The sequence below is a fragment of the Mesorhizobium sp. M0410 genome (genome assembly GCF_040321435.1).
Classification (GTDB): Bacteria; Pseudomonadota; Alphaproteobacteria; order Rhizobiales; family Rhizobiaceae; genus Mesorhizobium.
Genome location: NZ_JAMYRN010000014.1, coordinates 134,776 through 152,763, shown reverse-complemented (window position 1 = coordinate 152,763; position 17,988 = coordinate 134,776). Strand labels below are relative to the sequence as shown.

Below are 17,988 nucleotides of genomic sequence, written 5' to 3'. Positions count from 1 at the left end.
CAATGAACAACAACAACGAATTCATGCGAATAGACAGGCGCTCCTTCCTGGCGGGCGTCTCAAAACTGCTGGGAGTTTCGGCGCTATCCTCCATCCTGCCGTCAATCGTTGCGGCATCAGAGGTTAAGGACACGCTTCGCATCGCGATCGCCAAGCCCGCCGGGGATATCAATCCTCACAAATACACCGGCCTGTGGGGCGTTCAGGACCTCGTTTTCGAGCCGCTGGTTAAATACGGCCATGACGGTAAGATCGAGCCAGGGCTGGCGACCGAATGGTCGGTCGAAGACGGGGGCAGGCTGCTTAAGCTCACGTTGCGCAAGGGCGTGACTTTCCACGACGGCACTCCGTTCGACGCCGCGGCGGTGGAATGGAACCTGAAGAGGTGGATCGGACTCGAAGCGAACAACTGGATGAATTCGTCCCGGCTTTACGCCGGAACGGACATCGTCGACGACGATCACGTCAACGTCCGGTTCAAGGAACCGGTCCTCGGCCTGCTCCAGGAGTTCGCTTACGTCCGGCCAGTCAGGCTCCTCAGCCCCAAGTCGGTCTCTGGGGACGGTAGCTATAAGGCACCCGTCGGCACGGGACCGTGGCATCAAGCGACTGCCGGGAATGAGGGCAGTGCCTTCGAGCGCTTCGACGCCTACTGGGGTGACAAACCCTCTTTCAAATATCTTGAGGTAAAAGTCCTTCCGGACTCGCGCGGCCGCATGGCAGCGTTGCGCGCGGGCGACGTGGATCTGATCGGCGGAGCGTTTGTGTCGCCTTTGACCGCAACGGAAGCAGAGACGCTGAAGGGAGCGGGCATCGACGTCGTCATCGATCCCGGCACCACCACAATGATTATGGCCTTCAACACTTCCCGCGTCGAAGCGCTGAGGGACCCGAAAGTCCGCAAGGCGATCAACCTCGGCATCGACCGGGCTGCGATCTCGCAAGTGCTTTACCGCGGTCTGGCGACCTCCACTGGCAACCTGTTCTCCGAAACCGTTCCGTATTCGGGGAAGCGCTTCGATGTGCCTAGGCGGGATACCGAGACCGCAAAGTCGCTGCTCGAGGAGGCAGGCTGGGTCGGGGGGCCTGTCAGGCAGAAGGACGGCAAGGACCTTGCCATTGAACTGGTCGTTAGCGAGGAGCAAGTACCGGGGTCCCGATCCGTCGCGGTAGTGATCCAGTCCGAGCTCCAGGAGATTGGCGTCACGCTCACGATCCGCTCGGTGGATCATGCGTCGCGGCACAGCGACATTCCGGAGCGCAAGTTCGATCTCGCTTTCTTCCAGACGTTCGGCGCGCCATACGAACCTTTCGGGACTGTGGTGGGCCTGTTCCTATCCACCTATGACAACGGCGTGGACGGCAAGCTCTTCATCGACCCCGAGCACCTCGATCCGTTGGTGCTCGCCGCGATGTCCGCGCCCGAAGGCGAGATGGAAGCAGCTCTACAGAAGGTCTATGACTGGCTGCACGACAACGACGCCATCGCGCCGCTGCTCTTCGTTCCGGGCATATGGGCGCATGCCGCTCGGGTGAAGGGCTTCCAGAGCCCCGCGACCGAGTACGACATGCCCTACGAGAATATCACACTGGCGGAGTAGGATACGGCCGTGTTCGCCTTCATCGCTAAAAGGGCCCGCAACGCAGTCTTGTTGCTGTTTCTGGCGTCCGTTCTATGCTTCGCGCTCGTGGTATCCGCTCCGGGCAACGTGGCGATACTCATCGCCGAGCTGCGGACGCCGACGGCCACCAAAGCCGATATCGCCAAGGTCGAGGAGGAATTGGGGCTCAACAAGCCGCTTCTCGAACGCTACGGCTTCTGGCTGAACGGAGCGATCCACGGCGACTTCGGCATTTCCTACAAGACGGGCGAGGCGGTCGGCGCGTCCCTCAAGAGCCGCCTTGCCGCGACCGCCACCCTCGTTGCGGGCGGAGCGGTCGTGGCTTTCTTGCTGAGCCTGTTCGTCGGCTTCGTAGGCGCGCTCTGGGCACATAGGGCGCCAGACGTGGTCACCCGAGGGAGCGCTCTTCTGGGCGCTTCGACTCCGTCCTTCTTCGTCGGAGCACTGCTGGTCTACGCCTTTTCGGTCACGTGGCACGTCTTTCCGACCTTCGGGTTTGCCGGACCCGTCAGTTGGGTGCTTCCATGGCTCACTCTGGGATTTCTTCCCGCAGCAGTTCTGAGCCGCGTCGTCCGAGTTGGCTTCGAGGAGGCGATGGCCAAACCCTATGTCCTAACGGCCATGAGCAAAGGACTGTCAAGGACGAGTATTCTGGTTCGCGACGCGATCCCGAACATCGCGCCGACGTACTTGAACGCCTTGGGAACGCAGATCGGGACGATGGTCGTGGGCGCGGTCGTTGTCGAACCTCTGTTCGCTTGGCAGGGCATCGGCGACCTCTTCCTGACCGGGGTGAGATTCCGCGACTTCATGGTCGTGCAGGCCTGCCTTCTGGTCTTCATCACGTTCTTCATCATCCTGAACGTCGTGGTCGACATCTGCATTACGCTGACCGATCCGCGCCTTAGACTTCAAAGGAGCTGAACATGCAGCCAGTCAGACCACTCCTGAAGGCCATTGGCGCCTTCCCGCGCTCGGCGGTATTTACTATCGGCGCGTTCGTTCTGTTGGGACTGCTCGCACCCTACATCGCGCCACATGATCCCAATGCGCAAGACCTGCTGATCGCTGGCCAGGGCCCGACGCTCGCCCATCCCTTCGGAGTCGACCATCTCGGGCGCGATACATTGAGCAGGTTGATTGTGGCGGCTCGGACGTCGCTGGTCGGAGTCTGTCTCGTCCTTGTGTGCGCGCACGCCATCGGCATCGCCATCGGCACGATTGCCGGATACCGGCGGGGCTGGACGGACGAACTGCTGATGCGCATCGTTGACGTCGGCCAGGCAATCCCCAGCCTCATCGTCTCACTTGCGGTGATCGGCATTGCCGGAGTCAGCTACTGGAACATGATCCTCGCGCTCGCGCTCGCCTGGTGGCCGGGTAGCGCCCGCATTAGCCGGGCCGTGGCTGTCAACACCATGAACAAGCCCCACATGGAGGCCCTAAGAGTATTGGGCGCAAGTCCCGTTCGCATTTACTTTGTCCATCTTCTTCCCACGACGATCGGGGCGGTGCTCGTATATGCCACGGCCGACGCCGGAGCAGTCGCGCTCGCAATCGCAACGTTGAGCTTCCTCGGGCTGGGCATCCAGCCGCCGACGCCTGAATGGGGACAGATGTTGGTCGACGCGCTTCCATATCTCGAGTCCGATCCGCGCCAGGTCATCCTGCCGGGACTGACCCTGACTTTAGCTGTCATCGGATTCAACATCCTCGGTGAAGCGGTCGCCCTCAACAGAGTTCCGAAGCCGCTGACCTCCCGGATGCTCGCGGCCCGCCGCCGGGTAACCGCATTCTGGGCCAAGGAGGCACGGCCATGAGTTCTGAACCGATACTCCGCGTCAAAGATCTGACCATAGACCTGCTGACGGCGCATACCGTGGTCCGCCCAGTCGACGGAGTAGCCTATGAACTGAGCCGCCGAGAGACCCTCGCGATTGTGGGAGAAAGCGGTAGCGGCAAAACGGTCACCTGCTTTGCGCCTCTCGGCCTGATGCCCGTGGGCGTCCAGGCGGATATATCGGGCACCATTTTGTTCGACAGCCGCCAGCTCGTCGGATCGGACAATGAAACGCTTCGCAGCCTGCGCGGAAAATCCATTGGCTTCATTTTCCAGGACCCGATGAGCGCGCTCAATCCCGCCCGCCGGGTCGGACGGCAGATAGCCGAAGTAGCCGAGCTTCACCTCGGCATGACCGCAAGAGCTGCGGAAACCCGGGCGCTTGAACTTATCAAGATGGTCGGGATGTCCGACCCCGAAATACGCCTCAAGCAGTATCCCCATGAGCTTTCGGGCGGTCTCCGACAGCGTGTCATGATCGCAATCGCCATTGCCGCCGAGCCGACACTTCTCGTAGCCGACGAGCCGACCACCGCGCTCGACGTGACGGTCCAGGCGCAAATCCTCCGACTGCTGAAGGAAATCCAGTCCAGAATGGACATGGCCATGATCTTGATCACGCATGACATGGGTGTCGTGGCGGGCTCGGCCGACCGCGTAATGGTGATGTACGCGGGGCGCCACGTCGAAACCGGACCGACCGAGCGTGTACTCTCCCAGCCGCAGCATCCCTATACGATGGGCCTCATCGACGCAATTCCGAGGAAACAGGACGCAATCGGATCGCGTTTCCGTGGATTGCCGGGCGTTCCGCCCATCCTTGGCGCGCCGATCACAGGGTGCGCTTTCATGCCCCGCTGCGGATACGCTGTGGATGCCTGCGGCGAGCGGCGACCGCCGTTCTTGCCGACGGCAGTTCCGGGTGTGTCAGCCGCCTGTCCCGTTCTGAATATTCGGGCGAAGGAGTGCGCATAATGAGCGCGGTACTCGAAGTCGAGCATCTGGTCACCAGCTTTCCAAGCGCCAAACGTGGCCAAACGATCAAAGCGGTAAACGACGTCTCAATCCACCTCAATCAAGGCGAGATCGTCGGCTTGGTGGGGGAGTCTGGCTGCGGCAAGTCCACGCTCGGCCGTTCGATCGTCGGCTTGGAAAAACCCCAATCCGGACGTGTCGTTTTTGATGGCATCGACCTCGGCTCCTTGAGTGGACGCCGTCTGCGGGAAGCGCGTCGGGCAGTTCAGTACGTGTTCCAGGACCCCTATGCATCGCTGAATGATCGCCAAACTGTGGGCGAAGCCATAAACGAAGCCCTCATAATTGCAGGTTTGCGTTCGCAAACGGAACGCGAGGGGAGGATCGCTGAGCTCCTCAACCAAGTCGGTCTGGCGACGACGGTCCGGGACAGATTCACCCGTGAACTCTCAGGCGGCCAGAGGCAACGCATCGCGATCGCGCGCTCGCTGGCCGTAGAGCCGCGGGTTTTAATCTGCGACGAACCGGTCAGCGCGCTAGACTTGTCTATACGGGCGCAGGTCATGAACCTATTCCTCGACCTCAGAGAGAAGCTCGGCGTGTCCTGCCTCTTCATCGCGCATGACCTCGCGCTTGTCCGGCAGGCGGCGAGCCGGGTCTACGTGATGTATCTCGGCAAGGTGGTGGAAAGCGGTAGCTCGGAAGAGGTCTACCGGAATCCGAGCCATCCCTACACCCAACTCCTTCTCGCGTCTGTCCCCGAGGCTGATCCTGCCACCGAACGTCGGCGCAACCCTCCGTTGATCACGGGCGAAATCCCAAGTCCGACGAATCCGCCCTCCGGCTGTTTCTTCAGGACGCGGTGTCCCCTTTCAGTGGAAGCTTGTGCGGAGGCTGAGCCTGTGTCGCAAGAAGTAAGCTCAATGCACAAGGCGGCGTGCAGGTTCGCCGGCGACCTATTCGCGAAGCGGGTCTCGGCCGCATGATTAAACGTCAGATCTAGCTGAGCGTGCGGGACCTGATGCGTTGCGCATTCTGGTGGCGAAGCAGAGATTTGCGCTCCTTCCTTCCGGTACCGGGCCGGCAGTGAGTGGGAAAGCGCTCTGTCGGCAGCCCTGGTTACTCAGGCGGGCCGAGAGGAACCTCTTGCCGGTTATTATTCCGCTTCTTGTAGCGTTGGCTTAAGTGCCTGCCATTGCTCGTGAGACATGGTTGGCAGGTCAAACTGGTGACCGCGCTCAGACAGATATGAGATTCTTGCAGTTGAGGAGGGGTTCTCCGTAACTCGGGTTGCGAAGCTCGAATCATAGGAGAACCCCATGCAGGTTTTTGGCCTGCCCGGTATATTATACGCAACGCCGGCCGGGCGTCGCGGCTTCTCGGCGCGAAGACCCCAACTATCGAAGCAGAGAGAAGACGCGACGCGGTGGCGCGATGGCGGCGCGCGATGCGGGACGGACTGGATGCCGGGCAGGCAGCGCGGGCCGTCGGAGTGCCGCGTTCGACCCTCTATCGCTGGGAAAGCGCATTGAGGCCGACCGCCGCCGCATCATCCTCGCAGGCGACCCGCCGAGCCCGAGCAATCCACCGCCGGGCTGCCGGTTCAACACGCGCTGTCCGGTGGCGATGGATATCTGCCGGTTGGACGAGCCCCAACTGCGTCCCGTTCCTCATGGCGGCGTCGCCGCCTGCCATCTGGCTGAGAGTGATCACCGCCCGGTGATCTGACAACGAATGGCAGTTGGTCTTCCGAGAATAACGTTAAGCGCCGTCTGCCAGCGTCTGATCTCGCTGCGACGGGATTAGATTGGCCTACCACCACCCTCGCAAGGCGGGGAGACCGGAGCGGACGCGCGATTCGCGTCCGGGTGTGAAAGGTGAACTCCTGCGTGTCCAACAAGCCGTAGCGAGACGCGATGTCGTAATAGCAAGCGGCCTCAACGCTGGCGGCGGCCTCTGCTCCACCGATGCAGGCCACCGAGCAATCCGATCTTGAAGATTACGAAAAGGGCCACGAGTGCAATCACTGTGTAAGAGATCGGATTTGAGGCGTCGCTTAGACCGCGCCACGATAGCCACCAGGGCGCGCCTGCGTGCATGGCGATCAGCGCGACGATGCCTAGCACCAGGCCTATGGTGTGCAGGTGGCTCATGGCTGCAGGCCGTGCCGGGCCTGAGGGTTCTTCCGTGCCGAGAGCGACAAACCTATCGCGAATACGGGCAACGTCGGCGGCCGCCGTGGCTAGCACGAACTGCAGGTTCTTCGTGCCAACCGCGCCGCTAGCGACGATGTTGAGACCCGAGTCCCGGAATTCCGTTATGATGTCGTCGACTGTGCTGACGCCGTGATGGTGGAAGCGATCGATGAAGCCTCCATCCTGTGGCGCTTGCACGAAGTCGACGGCGAGTACGCGACCGGATGGCTTCAGGACTCTGTGTATCTCATGAGCCATCTGATTACGTCCATCGGCAGAAAGATGATGGAGCATCAGCGTCGTCGTTACGACATCGAATTCGGCATCCCGGAACGGTAATGCCTGGGCGGCGGCCTTTTCAAAGGTGACCTTCAGACCGACTCTTCGAGCCTTCGCACCCGCCCTGGTGATCATTTCCGGTGACGCATCGATCCCGTGCACGGTGCCCGTCGGCCCGACCTGCTGCTTGGCAAGTATAGCGAGCGTTCCCGTCCCGCACCCTATATCGAGGACGGACTCTCCAGGTTCGAGCTGCGTCAACCGGAGGATCTTTTCGCGAAAGGCGCGTTCGCGGCCTAAGGTGAACAGCCAAGTCATCAGATCGTAGCGTGCTGCCCAATGTATGATGCGGCCGGGCGCGCCGGCTCCGCTGTTGTTATGCCCATGTTTTCTCATCAGAGACTCCTTGGCCACTCTCGCCGGTTGATGGACATCATGTTCGGAAACTGACATGATATCCGGGAACGCGTCAACGACCATTCGCGGCAGAATGTCCGGTACCGCACGGTCCTCTGCCATCTGACCGGAAAAGCTCATGGTAACGGAAAAGACGATAGACCGCCGTGTCGCCCGGACCCGGTCGACTCTTCACCATGCGCTGATCACTTTGATCCTGAGAAAGGGATATGAAGCAATTACCGTCGAGGACATCTGCAATGAGGCAAACATCGGCCGATCGACCTTTTACGCGCACTTCACCAGCAAGGACGACCTCAAGCGCAGCGGCCTGGACGATCATCTGCGCGCCATGCTGGTCGAACGCCAGCGGCATGCGCTTGCAGCGCCAGGCGAGCTGAAAGATCGCAGCTTGGGGTTCGTGCTCGGTATGTTCGAGCACGCGCGTGAACATATAGATCTCTACCGAGCTCTGGCCGGGGGCCGCGGTGGGACTATTGTGCTCGGCAGCATCCGCGAGATTCTATGCGATCTCGTGCGCGCGGAGCTTGCCGCAAAGAAGGACAGGAAGCTCCCCGATGTCGTGCCGAACGAACTGATCGTCCAGTTCGTCGTGGGTGCCTTTCTGTCGGTGCTGATCTGGTGGCTCGACGGCGGCGCCAAATTGCCGCCGCAACAAGTCGACCAGATCTTCCGGCGTCTGGCCACCGAGGGCGTCCCGTCGGCTTAGATATCAGGCCGAAGAACTGTGAAGCAGTCAGTTGCAGTGCCGGCGTTGCCAATTCACCAACCACCGGCTTTGTTCGACGCATGTCCTTGAGGTCGCGATACACCGCCGTGAGGTCTGTCGACCAACGCCTCCGATACGTGGCTTGCGGCCGTCAGACGGCCGTCGGCGTGGACAGCAGCCACAGCCCGAAAACCGTATATCCGACCATAAAAACGGTCAGCGGAAATTGGCTGAGCGCCGCGCGGCTGCGCGCCGGATGCAAACGGAACGCCAGCCCATGCGCGACCAGAACGGCAAGTATATGGCCGCCGATGATCGCCGCCGCCTGAAAGTTCCAGATGATCCACGCTGCATCGGAGCCCATGATCACTCCCGCCCCGACATTCATGTGCGCCGTGCCGAATAGGTTCCATCCCCGATCAAACGGATCCGAAATAGCGACGAGCGCATTCTGGCCGTTCACCAGGAGGGCCGTCAGATAGTGGGAAAAATGATAGGCGAGCGCGATCGGGACGATCGACCAGACAAGGAGCCCGACCGCTTTTCCGAAAGAGATGCTCCCGGCCAACCGCTCACCGACAAACACTGCGGCGAAGAACACGGCGACAAGTGCGATAAACATCAGCACAAGACCGGCGCTGTTGATTCCGACTAATGCCGAGCGCCCCGGAAATTCGAGCGGATTGACACCATTCGCGCCCAGCCAAGAGAAGGTCTTCGACAGACCGTCGAAGGACACCGAGCTCAACGTCAGCAACAGAAAGAGCATACCGCTCGCCGGCAAGGCTTGCGCGCTCCACAATTTCGCTCCAGGCCAGCAGAGTGAGAGGGCGCGCCCCCCGCTTGGGTGGTCCGGCGTCGTTTCGACGATGGCGAAGCGTGACACCATGCGGAAGAACGCGGACAGAAACTCGCCGCGCCGGCTCCAGCCTTCGTAGCCGAAGATGATCATGCAGACGAAGGTCGAGAGCCAGTAGGCCATGAGAGCGAACGCAAGCCGCGCCGGATCTTCGGGCGCCGGATAGATCAGCTCGAACCAGGCGAAGCTTGCAAACAAAATCAACGCCGGCCAGTAAGCCAGTCCTTGTGGCATTGTGCGATCGCGGAATGCCGGGAAGACGCTGGAGAAAATGCGCCACGGCCCGTACCACGGGTTTGTCCACGACCAAACATTGCCGAATACGCCCTGAAGCAATGTCAGTCCGACCCAGACCAGCGTCCACACCGTTAGCGGAAGTGGATTCGACAGCGGATCTCGGCTGCCGAGAATTCCCGCCGCCACGAGTATGGCGAGAACCGCGAAGGCGAGCGTGCTGATCCAAATGCGCGCGGCGTCGCCGAATTGACCAATTGGCAGGCGGGATGCCGAAATGCGTTCGAGCAGCCTGGGCGGGAGGACAGCCAGAACCAGAAAACTCGCGGCTACGGCCACCGCCCCGCCCACGACATAATATCCGGTCGGCAGGAGCATGACATAGCCGCGCTCGGAAGCATGGGCAAAGGCTGGGGTTGTGAAATGCGGCACGAGGGCAGCAGCTGATAATGCGATGCCCAACGCTCTCGCAGAGATGCTTTTATGTTCGCTGTCCGCCGCCATCCATCCGTCTTGCCACATGGCATTTGCGAAGGAAAGCGGACTACTGCTCGCGCAAGTGGAGGTGCCAAAGTGGGTGCCCGACTTCGTGCTAGCCCCCAAAGCCCGCTTGGTGAACAGGCCATATGATGCAGCTACGACTTCGAGTCGAGAGTTGCGTTGTGGACGACGTTCTCGTCCTCTGCCGTCTGCTGCAATACGTGGCAGCTGTGCCTGCGCCGGCCGGCGGCGCATTATCGTCGAAACAGGACCGGAGCGCCCACCGCCAGGCGCCCGGATCGTCGACGTGCAGAAGTTGTGGGCCGAACATCTACCAATGGCCGGAACTCGCGGCGCTGTCGATCCTGTTTCGCGAACGCCTGGTGTATTCCTTCGAGAGTCGGCCGCGCTTGTTCGACATTATCTCGCGCAGCATCGAAGGCGTCGCCGGCCTGATCCTGGGCCGGCGTCGCGGTCTGGCAGGTCGCTGCGCGCTGACCAGGCCCCGGATGGATTTCTGATTTGCGTCTGCCCATCCGGCCGGCGCATGGGCTGGCGGGAGAGGTTCGCTAGTTCAGGATCTGGGCAAGAAACAGTTTGCTGCGCTGGTGACGCGGATGCGAGAAGAATTCGGAGGGCGTGTTCATCTCGACGATCTCGCCCTGGTCCATGAAGACGACGCGGTCGGCGACCTGGCGGGCAAATCCCATCTCGTGCGTGACGCACAGCATCGTCATGCCATCGTCGGCCAGCGCGACCATGGTGTCGAGCACTTCCTTGACCATTTCAGGATCGAGGGCGGAGGTCGGTTCGTCAAAGAGCATGATCTTCGGGCTCATACAGAGCGCACGGGCGATGGCGACGCGCTGCTGCTGGCCGCCGGACAACTGGCCGGGATATTTATGCGCCTGGTCCGGGATCTTCACCCGCTCCAGATAGTGCATGGCGGTCTGCTCGGCTTGCCCGCGCCGCATCCTGCGCACCCAGATCGGCGCCAGTGTCAGGTTTTCCAGAATGGTCAAATGCGGGAACAGGTTGAAGTGCTGGAACACCATGCCGATGTCACTGCGGATTACGTCGATCTGCTTCAAATCGTTGCTGAGTTCGACGCCTTCGACGACGATCTGCCCCTGCTGATGCTCCTCCAGCCGGTTGATGCAGCGGATCATCGTCGACTTGCCCGAGCCGGACGGACCGCAGATCACCAGCTTCTCGCCGCGATGGACGGTCAGGTTGATATTCTTCAGCACATGGAAGTTTCCGTACCACTTATTCATGCCGGTCATTTGGATAGCGGGCGGAGCGCTGGGATCGGTCATGGACGGAGCGCGCGTTGGGGCGGACGATAACATCAAGGCATTTCCTAGTGAGCGGTCGGGCCGCGCCGCTCCAGGAAGTCGGCGAAGCGGGCGAACGAGAAGGAGAGCGCGAAGAAGATCGCGCCGATGAACAGGAATGTCTCGGCCGCCGGCGACGGCCAGTCCGGGTCAGCCAGCGCCGCTTTACCGGAGCTGATCAGGTCGAACAGGCCGACCACCAGGACAAGGCTGGTGTTCTTGATCATGACGATGATGGTGTTGGCCAGCGCCGGGATCGCCACCCGGATCGCCTGCGGCAGGATGACGAGATATTGCGTGCGCCAGAAGGGCAGGCCGAGCGCTGCCGCAGCCTCGTACTGGCCATTCGGGATGGCCTGCAGGCCGCCGCGGATCACCTCGGCGAGATAAGCCGCGGCGAAGATGGTGAGCGCGACCAGCGCGCGCACGAATTTGTCGGGCAACAGGGCCTCGGGCAGGAACAGCGGCATCATGATCGACGCCACGAACAGGATGGACAGCAGCGGTAGTCCGCGCACCGATTCTATCAGGACCACGGCGCCGATGCGTATCGCTGGCATGGTCGAGCGCCTGGCCAGCGCCAAGAGAATGCCGACCGGGAAGGCGACGCCGATGGCAACGACGGTGAGGATGAGCGTCACCGGCAGGCCGCCCCAGGACGAGGTCGGAACCTCGGTCAGGCCGATGCCGCCGCCCATCAGCCAGAAGATCAGCACGAACGCTGCCACCCAGAGCGCCAGCAGCCGCAGGGCCCAACTGGCGGGCCGCACCGACCAGGCAAGCAGCGCCAGGATGAGCAGGCAGACGATCGCCGGGCGCCAGCGTTCGTCGAGCGGATAGATGCCGAACAGCAACTGCCCGGACTTGGCGTAGATGAAGCTCCAGCAGGCTCCGGTGGCAACCCGGCAGGCGCCTGGATTGGGGTCGAACAGCACGGCGTCGATTATTAGCCAGCGCAGCATCGGCGGTACCGTGGCGACGAGCAGAACGCCGAACAACAGCGTCAGGGCGGCATTGAGCGGCGTGCCGAACAGGAGCTTGGCTGACCGCCGCAAGGCGCCGAAGCGGATCTGTCCTGGCATTGGCTCGGCCGGAAGGGAAAGAGACACGGCCTTCATAGTTCAGCGCTCCACGATGGCGATGCGACGGTTGTACCAATTGGCCGCGCTTGACAGGCTCAGGTTGAGGGCGAGATAGACGCCGAGGATGATGAAGACGCCCTCGATCGAATGGCTGGACTTGCTGATGATGGTGTTCATCACCGCAAGGAAGTCCGGATAGCCGACCGCGATCGCCAGCGTCGAATTCTTGACGACGTTGATGTATTGGCTGTTGAGCGGCGGGACGATCACCCGCAGCATCTGCGGGATGATGATCAGGCGCAATATTTTGCCGCGCGGCAGGCCGAGCGAATGACCTGCGTCCCACTGACCGCGGCCGACCGAAAGCACGCCGCCGCGCACGATCTCGGCGACGAAGCCGGTGGTGTAGATGGTCAGCCCGATGAGGATGGTACTGAGTTCGGGCGTCAGTTCCCGGCCACCCTTGAAATTCGACCCGGTGAAGGTCGGCCAGTCGACGGAGAACTTCGCGTCGGCAAGCCATAGTCCGGCAACGCCCACCGTGAGGATCGCCGGCGCGGCCAGCGGCGGCAACCATCCTCGTCGCGCCGCCGCCCAGCCGGCGGCCGCCAGTGCCAGGGCGAGAGCAATGACGAGCAATCCCTGGGTGGCGACGTCCATGCTGACGGCCGGCACCACAAAGCCGCGCATGGAGGCGTAAACACCGGGCAGGGGATTGAGCGCTTCGCCGACCGGCGGCAGCACCTTCCACCACAGCGAGTAGAGAAAGATCAGAAGCACGATCGGCGGTGAATTGCGTGCAACCTCCACCCATACGCGGCAGGTGCCCGCCGCCAGGGGATTGCTGCTCAGCCGGGTGATGCCGACGACGAGGCCGAGCGCGGATGAAAAGACGATGACGACCGCGGAGATGAAGACCGTATTGGCGAGCCCGGTCGCGATCGCCCAGTAATAGGGGTCCCGCGACTTGTAAGTGAGGATTGCTTCGGAGATGACGATCCTTGACGGCATCGTCAGGAAATCGAAGCCGATCGGGATGCCGCGTGCCCTGAGATTGGCGAAAGTCGTGCTGACGAGCAGGGCAGCGAAGGCGGCAGCCACGGCCACCAGGGCACACTGGATGATGATCGATCTGGTCTTGGCATCGCTCAGCATTTCGACCTCGACGGTTCGCGGCGTTGGCAGGGAAAGGGAACGGCGGGCGCGTCCCCTTCATGTGCAGCTCAATCCCAAGGGAAAGGATAGTTGAGGCCGCCGTCCTTCCACAACGCGTTCAGGCCGCGCTCGACCTTCAGCGGGCTGTCCTTGCCGAGATTGCGATCCCAGATCTCGGCGTAGTTGCCCATTTGTTTGATGACGTTGTAGGCCCACTTGTCGTCCAATCCGAGCGGCTTGCCGAAACCGGGCTCCTCACCCAGCACGCCTTTGACTTCCGGACTGCCCGAGGCAAGCTTTTCATCGACGTTTTGCGAGGTGATGCCGTTGGCCTCGGCCCAGAACAGGGCATTCAATGTCCAACGCACGACGTCGAAGAGTTGATCGTCGCCGCGGGCGACCGCGACGCCATTGGGTTCGGCGGCTTTGCCGACCTTGATGATGTCGTAGTCGTCCGGGTTCTTGGCCACCGCGGCACGCTGTCCTGCTGCCGCGGTGCCGTCGGTGACGTAGGAATCGCAGCGGCCGCCAAAGAAGGCGTCGCGCGCCTGAATGGTCGAGTCGTAATAGACTTTCTCCATCGCGATCCCGAACTCTTCCTCGGTTTCCTCGATCGCTTTCTCGGTCAGGCTACCACCGCCTTGCAGGCAGACGGTCTTTCCGTCCAGCAGTTTGGGCTCGGTAATATTGTCGGCCTTGCGCACGAGCATGCCGTCCGTGTCGTAGAGATTGATCCAGACGAAGCGGACAACCGTATCGCGACTGTAGGTGATGGTGGATGTGCGCGACAGAACGTCGATCTCTCCGGTCTGCAGCGCAGGAAAACGTTGGCCTGCGTTAAGCGGCACGTAACGGATCTTCTCCTTGTCGCCGAGGATGGCGACCGCGAAAGTGCGGCAGATATCGGAATCGAAGCCGCGATAATACCCCTTCTCGTCGGGCCGGGAGAGACCAGGCACGCCCTGGCTGGCGCCGCAGCTGACATAGCCGCGTTCCTTGATCTTGTTGATAACCGCCTGCGCGCTGGCGTCCACGGCGCCCGAAGTCAGGCTGGCCAATCCTATCGCCAGACCCGTGAGCCATTTCAGAACTTGATGTTTCATAGTCATTCCCCTTCTCGTTGAGGTTCTAATCATTCGGCGGCCTTGGCGTCGGCTGCTGCGGTTCCGTTGCGCCGGGCTTCATCAAAGAGTTCGAAGGCCTGGGAAAGGTCGGCCAGAAGATCTTCGAGCGCCTCAAGGCCGATCGACAGGCGCCAGACCGGGCCGGGCTTCAGCCAATCGAGGCTGGCGCGCCCTTTGCGCGGATCGCTGACGGCAATCAGCGAATGCACGCCGCCCCAGCTTGCGCCGAGCCTGAACAGCCGCAGGCTGCGCAGGACATCGGATTGCAGTGGCGCCAGTTCCGGCCGCAGCACGAAGGAGAACACGCCCGCCGATCCGGCGAAGTCACGCTTCCAGACCGCGTGGCCGGGATGGCCAGGCTCCGCGGGATGCAAGATCTGCGCGACTTCCGGGCGTTCCGATAGCCAGGCGAGGATCTTGCGCGCGGTGGCGTCGGCATGACGCACGCGCACCGGCATGGTCATCAGGCCACGCTCGCACAGCGCGCAATCCTCCGGCGAGACCCCGTAGCCGAGGAAGCGCGCCGTGTCCTTCAGGCGTCGGAACAGCGCCTCGTCGCGCACTGAGACTGAACCCATCAGGAGATCGCCATGGCCGCCGGCGTGCTTGGAAAGCGCCTGCATGGAGATGTCGACGCCATGAGCGAGCGGCTTGAACAGCAGATGCGAGGCCCAGGTGTTGTCGGCCGCGACGAGCACGCCGGCCTTGTGGGCCGCGGCTGTGATGGCGGGCACATCCTGGACTTCGAAGGTGGCCGAGCCAGGCGATTCTACCCAAACCAGCCGCGTTCTGCCGTCGATCATGGCCGCGATGCTTGCGTCCAGCCTTGCATTGTAGGAAACCGCCTCGATCCCGAGGGGGCCAAGAAAACGCTCTGCCATGTCGCGCGCCGGGCCATAGAGCGTCTCCGGGATCAGAACCCTTTCGCCGCCACGGCAGACAGCCATGGTCGCCAGCGTCATGGCCGCCATGCCCGACGGGACGACGAGGGCCCGCAATCCGCCTTCCAGCACGGCGATATGATCCTCGAGCTGCCGGCTGGTCGGTGTGCCGTAAAGTCCGTAGCTGAACCCGTCGTACAGACGCTCGACGCGACGCTCGAACGATTCCAGATCGTCAAAGACCACGGTCGAGGCTCGCTCGACCGGCATCGCCACCGCCTGAAACGGTTCCTCGGAGCGCTTGGGAGGATGGACATGTGAAGTGTCGTCGCGTCGGTTCATGGGCGAAACTTAGCGGGCTCATCCATTGCCATCTATGACCGCAGCGATAAAGTTAATTCGCTTTTGATATGGGCTGACTATGAACCTGCGCGACATCGATGTCTTCAACGCGATCATGATCACGCGCGGCGCCGGCGCGGCGGCCGCGCTGCTGGATACCTCGCAGCCGGCCATCAGCCGTTCGCTAGCCAAGCTAGAGGCCGAACTCGGCTTCAGGCTTTTCGACCGCATTCGTGGCAGGCTGGTGCCGACACGCGAAGGGGAGTTGTTCCATGCCGAGGTGAAAGCCAACCTGGTCGGGCTCGACCGGCTCAAGCTGCGGGCGGCCCAGATCAAGGAGGTCGGCACCGGTACCATCCGCGTCGCCTCCCTGTCGGCACTCGGGCATGGGCTGGTGCCGCGCGCCATCGTAGCGTTCTCGCACCGGCATCCGCAGGTGCGAATCAGCTATCAGGTCCGCACCTCCAATATCGTGCGCGACCTGGTCGCCTCTGGCAGTTTCGATATCGGGCTCGCGGCCGACGAGGTCGATACCAGCGGCGTGCTGCACAGCATCTTCACCACGCCGCGCGCCGTCTGTGTAATGCCGAAGAACCACCGGCTGGCGCGGAAGCAGATAATCACGCCGGCCGATCTCGCCGACGAGGCCTTCCTGGCATTGTCGCCGGAAGATACGGCTCGGCTCGCGATGGACAAGATCCTGGCCGCGCATGGGGTACGGCCGCGCATCCTGATCGAAACGCCCTACGGCCTGACCATCGCTATCCTTGCAGCGAAGGGCATGGGAATCGGCTTGGTCAATCCCTCCGTCATTGCGGACGGCATGATCGGCGGTATTTTGGCCAGGCCATTCGAGCCGGCCGTCAATTTCCGCGCGCTACTCCTGCGCCCGCCGGACGGCATCAATTCGACCTTGATCACCGACTTCATTGGCGAACTCTATGCCGCCCGCAATATGCTATCGAGCGAGGCATAGGCAATGTGGCTCGCCGCCTAAACATAGACGCGACCGGTCTTGCCTCAGTAAGGCGCGGACGTCCATGGCCTCACGCAGCCTCGCACGGCGCAAATTCGTGTTCGCCCTTTAGCCGGCTTCCTCGTTTGAAACCGGACGATCTCGGCGAACGCGGAGCTATCCTGCCAGAGAAATAGATGGCCACCTTCGAACATGCGCAAGGTCGCCCTCGGGAGTCTTCCCACCATGCATTCCTGAGATGACGGTAGAGCGATCCCGTCGTACCACCCGCCACCTATTAGAACTGGGCACCCGATTTGGTCCAGGCGCTCCCAGGGGCGTTGTCACGGTAACCGCGTGTCAGGGATCGCTGCGATAGATGCTGGGGACGAACACTTCGCAGATCAGCTACAAACGGCATCGGTTCCCACCCGAGATCATCGCCCACGCGGTGTGGCTGGATTATCGATTTCCGCTGAGCCTGCGTCGTGTCGAAGAAATGCTGCTGGAGCGCGGCATTGTCGTTTCCTACGAGACGATCCGTCGGTGGGGAAAGAAGTTCGGGCTGGACTACGCCCGGCGCCTGCGCCGCAAGCAGCCCAGTCGAAATGATATCTGGCACCTCGACGAAGTCGCCATCATGATCGCCGGCAAGAAGCATTGGTTATGGCGGGCCGTCAACCAGGACGGCTATGTGCTCGACGAGATCGGCTAGACCCGGCGCAACACTAAGGCCGCCAAGCGCGTGCTGACACGGCTGTTGAAGAAGCAGGGCCAGGTGCCGAAGCGCATGATCACCGACAAGCTCGGCTCCTATGGAGCAGCGCGGCGTCTAGTCATGACGGACATCGAGCACCGGTCGCACAAGGGCTTGAACAACAGAGCGGAGAATTCGCATGTGCCACTGCGAAAACGAGAGCGGATGATACAAGATTTTCGATCACCGGGGAGCCTCCAGCGTTTCGTCTCGACGTTCTCTGCAGTCCGCAATCTCTTCGTCCCGCCCCGTTCAAAACGCTCCGCCTTTCAAATCCATCTTCACCGCTTGAATGCCATGGCGCAATGGAAAGCTGCTGCCGGCGTGATCGCCTGAAATCATTCCCAAAAGTCACAACGACAGCCCATCTCCGTTTATGTGACATCACCTCTTGGGGTTGATGATGCTCCCGCGGGTCGAATAGAGGTCGCCAAAGAGGTAGCGGCGCCGTCTTTCCCGGCACAAACCAGCTCCTGCGCTCGTCGTTCCACCTCGCTCGCGGAAACGCCCCCGAAATCGCTCGACGGTCATTCGGTCATAAGGAAAGTTCGCCAAGGCACCGGGCGTGTCTTGTTTCTGAGGCGTAGAATGATGCTTGGATTCCTCCACGGTCGTGCCGTCAGCTGTTGGATCCGCAGAGCAACGTCCCGCCGGCCTAATGGTTCACACGCGAGCCAGAACTCTGGGCGCGCTGGGATTGGGCAGGCTAGTACTCCGTAATCATTCGGCGCGGCGGAGCGCAATT

Annotated in this window: 16 protein-coding genes and 1 pseudogene; 10 read left to right on the top strand and 7 right to left on the bottom strand. The window is 61.9% G+C overall.

What is annotated here, in order from left to right; translation table 11 throughout:
• The first annotated feature begins 2 nt into the window (after nt 1-2).
• The 6 genes from NKI63_RS21320 (at nt 3) to NKI63_RS21295 (ending at nt 6,165) form a co-directional block, all read left to right on the top strand.
• On the top strand, nt 3-1,601 hold the full coding sequence (locus NKI63_RS21320) for an ABC transporter substrate-binding protein (RefSeq protein WP_352466285.1): 1,599 nt from the start codon (nt 3-5) through the stop codon (nt 1,599-1,601).
• Between the two features lie 9 nt (nt 1,602-1,610).
• Nucleotides 1,611-2,546, top strand: a complete 936-nt coding sequence (locus NKI63_RS21315) for an ABC transporter permease (RefSeq protein WP_352466286.1) — start codon at nt 1,611-1,613, stop codon at nt 2,544-2,546.
• A 2-nt stretch (nt 2,547-2,548) separates the two neighbouring features.
• The gene (locus tag NKI63_RS21310) at nt 2,549-3,442 is read left to right on the top strand and encodes an ABC transporter permease (protein WP_023680719.1); all 894 of its coding nucleotides are present in this window, start codon (nt 2,549-2,551) and stop codon (nt 3,440-3,442) included.
• Complete coding sequence (locus NKI63_RS21305) at nt 3,439-4,437, top strand: ABC transporter ATP-binding protein (protein ID WP_352453305.1); 999 nt, start codon at nt 3,439-3,441, stop codon at nt 4,435-4,437. Before NKI63_RS21310 ends, NKI63_RS21305 begins: the two co-directional genes overlap by 4 nt.
• Nucleotides 4,437-5,423, top strand: a complete 987-nt coding sequence (locus NKI63_RS21300) for an ABC transporter ATP-binding protein (protein ID WP_352453304.1) — start codon at nt 4,437-4,439, stop codon at nt 5,421-5,423. Before NKI63_RS21305 ends, NKI63_RS21300 begins: the two co-directional genes overlap by 1 nt.
• Before the next feature lie 448 nt (nt 5,424-5,871).
• Nucleotides 5,872-6,165 carry an oligopeptide/dipeptide ABC transporter ATP-binding protein gene (locus NKI63_RS21295; protein WP_352453303.1) on the top strand — a complete coding sequence of 98 codons (294 nt, stop codon included), beginning with the start codon at nt 5,872-5,874 and terminating at the stop codon, nt 6,163-6,165.
• 209 nt (nt 6,166-6,374) lie between these two features.
• Here NKI63_RS21295 and NKI63_RS21290 read toward each other — a convergent pair whose 3' ends face one another.
• The gene (locus NKI63_RS21290; RefSeq protein WP_352466287.1) at nt 6,375-7,430 is read right to left on the bottom strand and encodes a methyltransferase domain-containing protein; all 1,056 of its coding nucleotides are present in this window, start codon (nt 7,428-7,430) and stop codon (nt 6,375-6,377) included.
• A gap of 16 nt (nt 7,431-7,446) precedes the next feature.
• Here NKI63_RS21290 and NKI63_RS21285 point away from each other — a divergent pair, with 16 nt between their 5' ends.
• On the top strand, nt 7,447-8,037 hold the full coding sequence (locus NKI63_RS21285; RefSeq protein ID WP_352453301.1) for a TetR/AcrR family transcriptional regulator: 591 nt from the start codon (nt 7,447-7,449) through the stop codon (nt 8,035-8,037).
• Nucleotides 8,038-8,188: 151 nt separating this feature from the next.
• Here the strand turns inward: NKI63_RS21285 and NKI63_RS21280 are convergent, their stop codons facing one another.
• A complete protein-coding gene (locus NKI63_RS21280; RefSeq protein ID WP_352453300.1) occupies nt 8,189-9,634 on the bottom strand; it encodes a hypothetical protein in 1,446 nt (481 codons plus the stop codon).
• A 158-nt stretch (nt 9,635-9,792) separates the two neighbouring features.
• Here NKI63_RS21280 and NKI63_RS21275 point away from each other — a divergent pair, with 158 nt between their 5' ends.
• On the top strand, nt 9,793-10,131 hold the full coding sequence (locus NKI63_RS21275; RefSeq protein WP_352453299.1) for a hypothetical protein: 339 nt from the start codon (nt 9,793-9,795) through the stop codon (nt 10,129-10,131).
• Nucleotides 10,132-10,179: 48 nt separating this feature from the next.
• Here NKI63_RS21275 and NKI63_RS21270 read toward each other — a convergent pair whose 3' ends face one another.
• From NKI63_RS21270 to NKI63_RS21250, 5 genes are all read right to left on the bottom strand, one after another.
• Nucleotides 10,180-10,929, bottom strand: a complete 750-nt coding sequence (locus NKI63_RS21270; protein WP_352466289.1) for an amino acid ABC transporter ATP-binding protein — start codon at nt 10,927-10,929, stop codon at nt 10,180-10,182.
• Nucleotides 10,930-10,973: 44 nt separating this feature from the next.
• On the bottom strand, nt 10,974-12,029 hold the full coding sequence (locus NKI63_RS21265; RefSeq protein WP_352453297.1) for an amino acid ABC transporter permease: 1,056 nt from the start codon (nt 12,027-12,029) through the stop codon (nt 10,974-10,976).
• Between the two features lie 39 nt (nt 12,030-12,068).
• On the bottom strand, nt 12,069-13,184 hold the full coding sequence (locus NKI63_RS21260; protein WP_352466290.1) for an ABC transporter permease subunit: 1,116 nt from the start codon (nt 13,182-13,184) through the stop codon (nt 12,069-12,071).
• Between the two features lie 68 nt (nt 13,185-13,252).
• Nucleotides 13,253-14,287: a transporter substrate-binding domain-containing protein gene (locus NKI63_RS21255; protein ID WP_352466291.1), complete on the bottom strand. Its 1,035-nt coding sequence runs from the start codon at nt 14,285-14,287 to the stop codon at nt 13,253-13,255.
• A gap of 29 nt (nt 14,288-14,316) precedes the next feature.
• Nucleotides 14,317-15,531 carry a trans-sulfuration enzyme family protein gene (locus NKI63_RS21250; protein ID WP_352453292.1) on the bottom strand — a complete coding sequence of 405 codons (1,215 nt, stop codon included), beginning with the start codon at nt 15,529-15,531 and terminating at the stop codon, nt 14,317-14,319.
• A 79-nt stretch (nt 15,532-15,610) separates the two neighbouring features.
• Here NKI63_RS21250 and NKI63_RS21245 point away from each other — a divergent pair, with 79 nt between their 5' ends.
• Entirely contained in the window at nt 15,611-16,507 is an 897-nt protein-coding gene (locus tag NKI63_RS21245; RefSeq protein ID WP_352453291.1) for a LysR family transcriptional regulator, read from the top strand.
• 358 nt (nt 16,508-16,865) lie between these two features.
• A pseudogene (locus tag NKI63_RS21240) lies at nt 16,866-17,579 on the top strand (IS6 family transposase).
• Nucleotides 17,580-17,988: the final 409 nt, after the last annotated feature.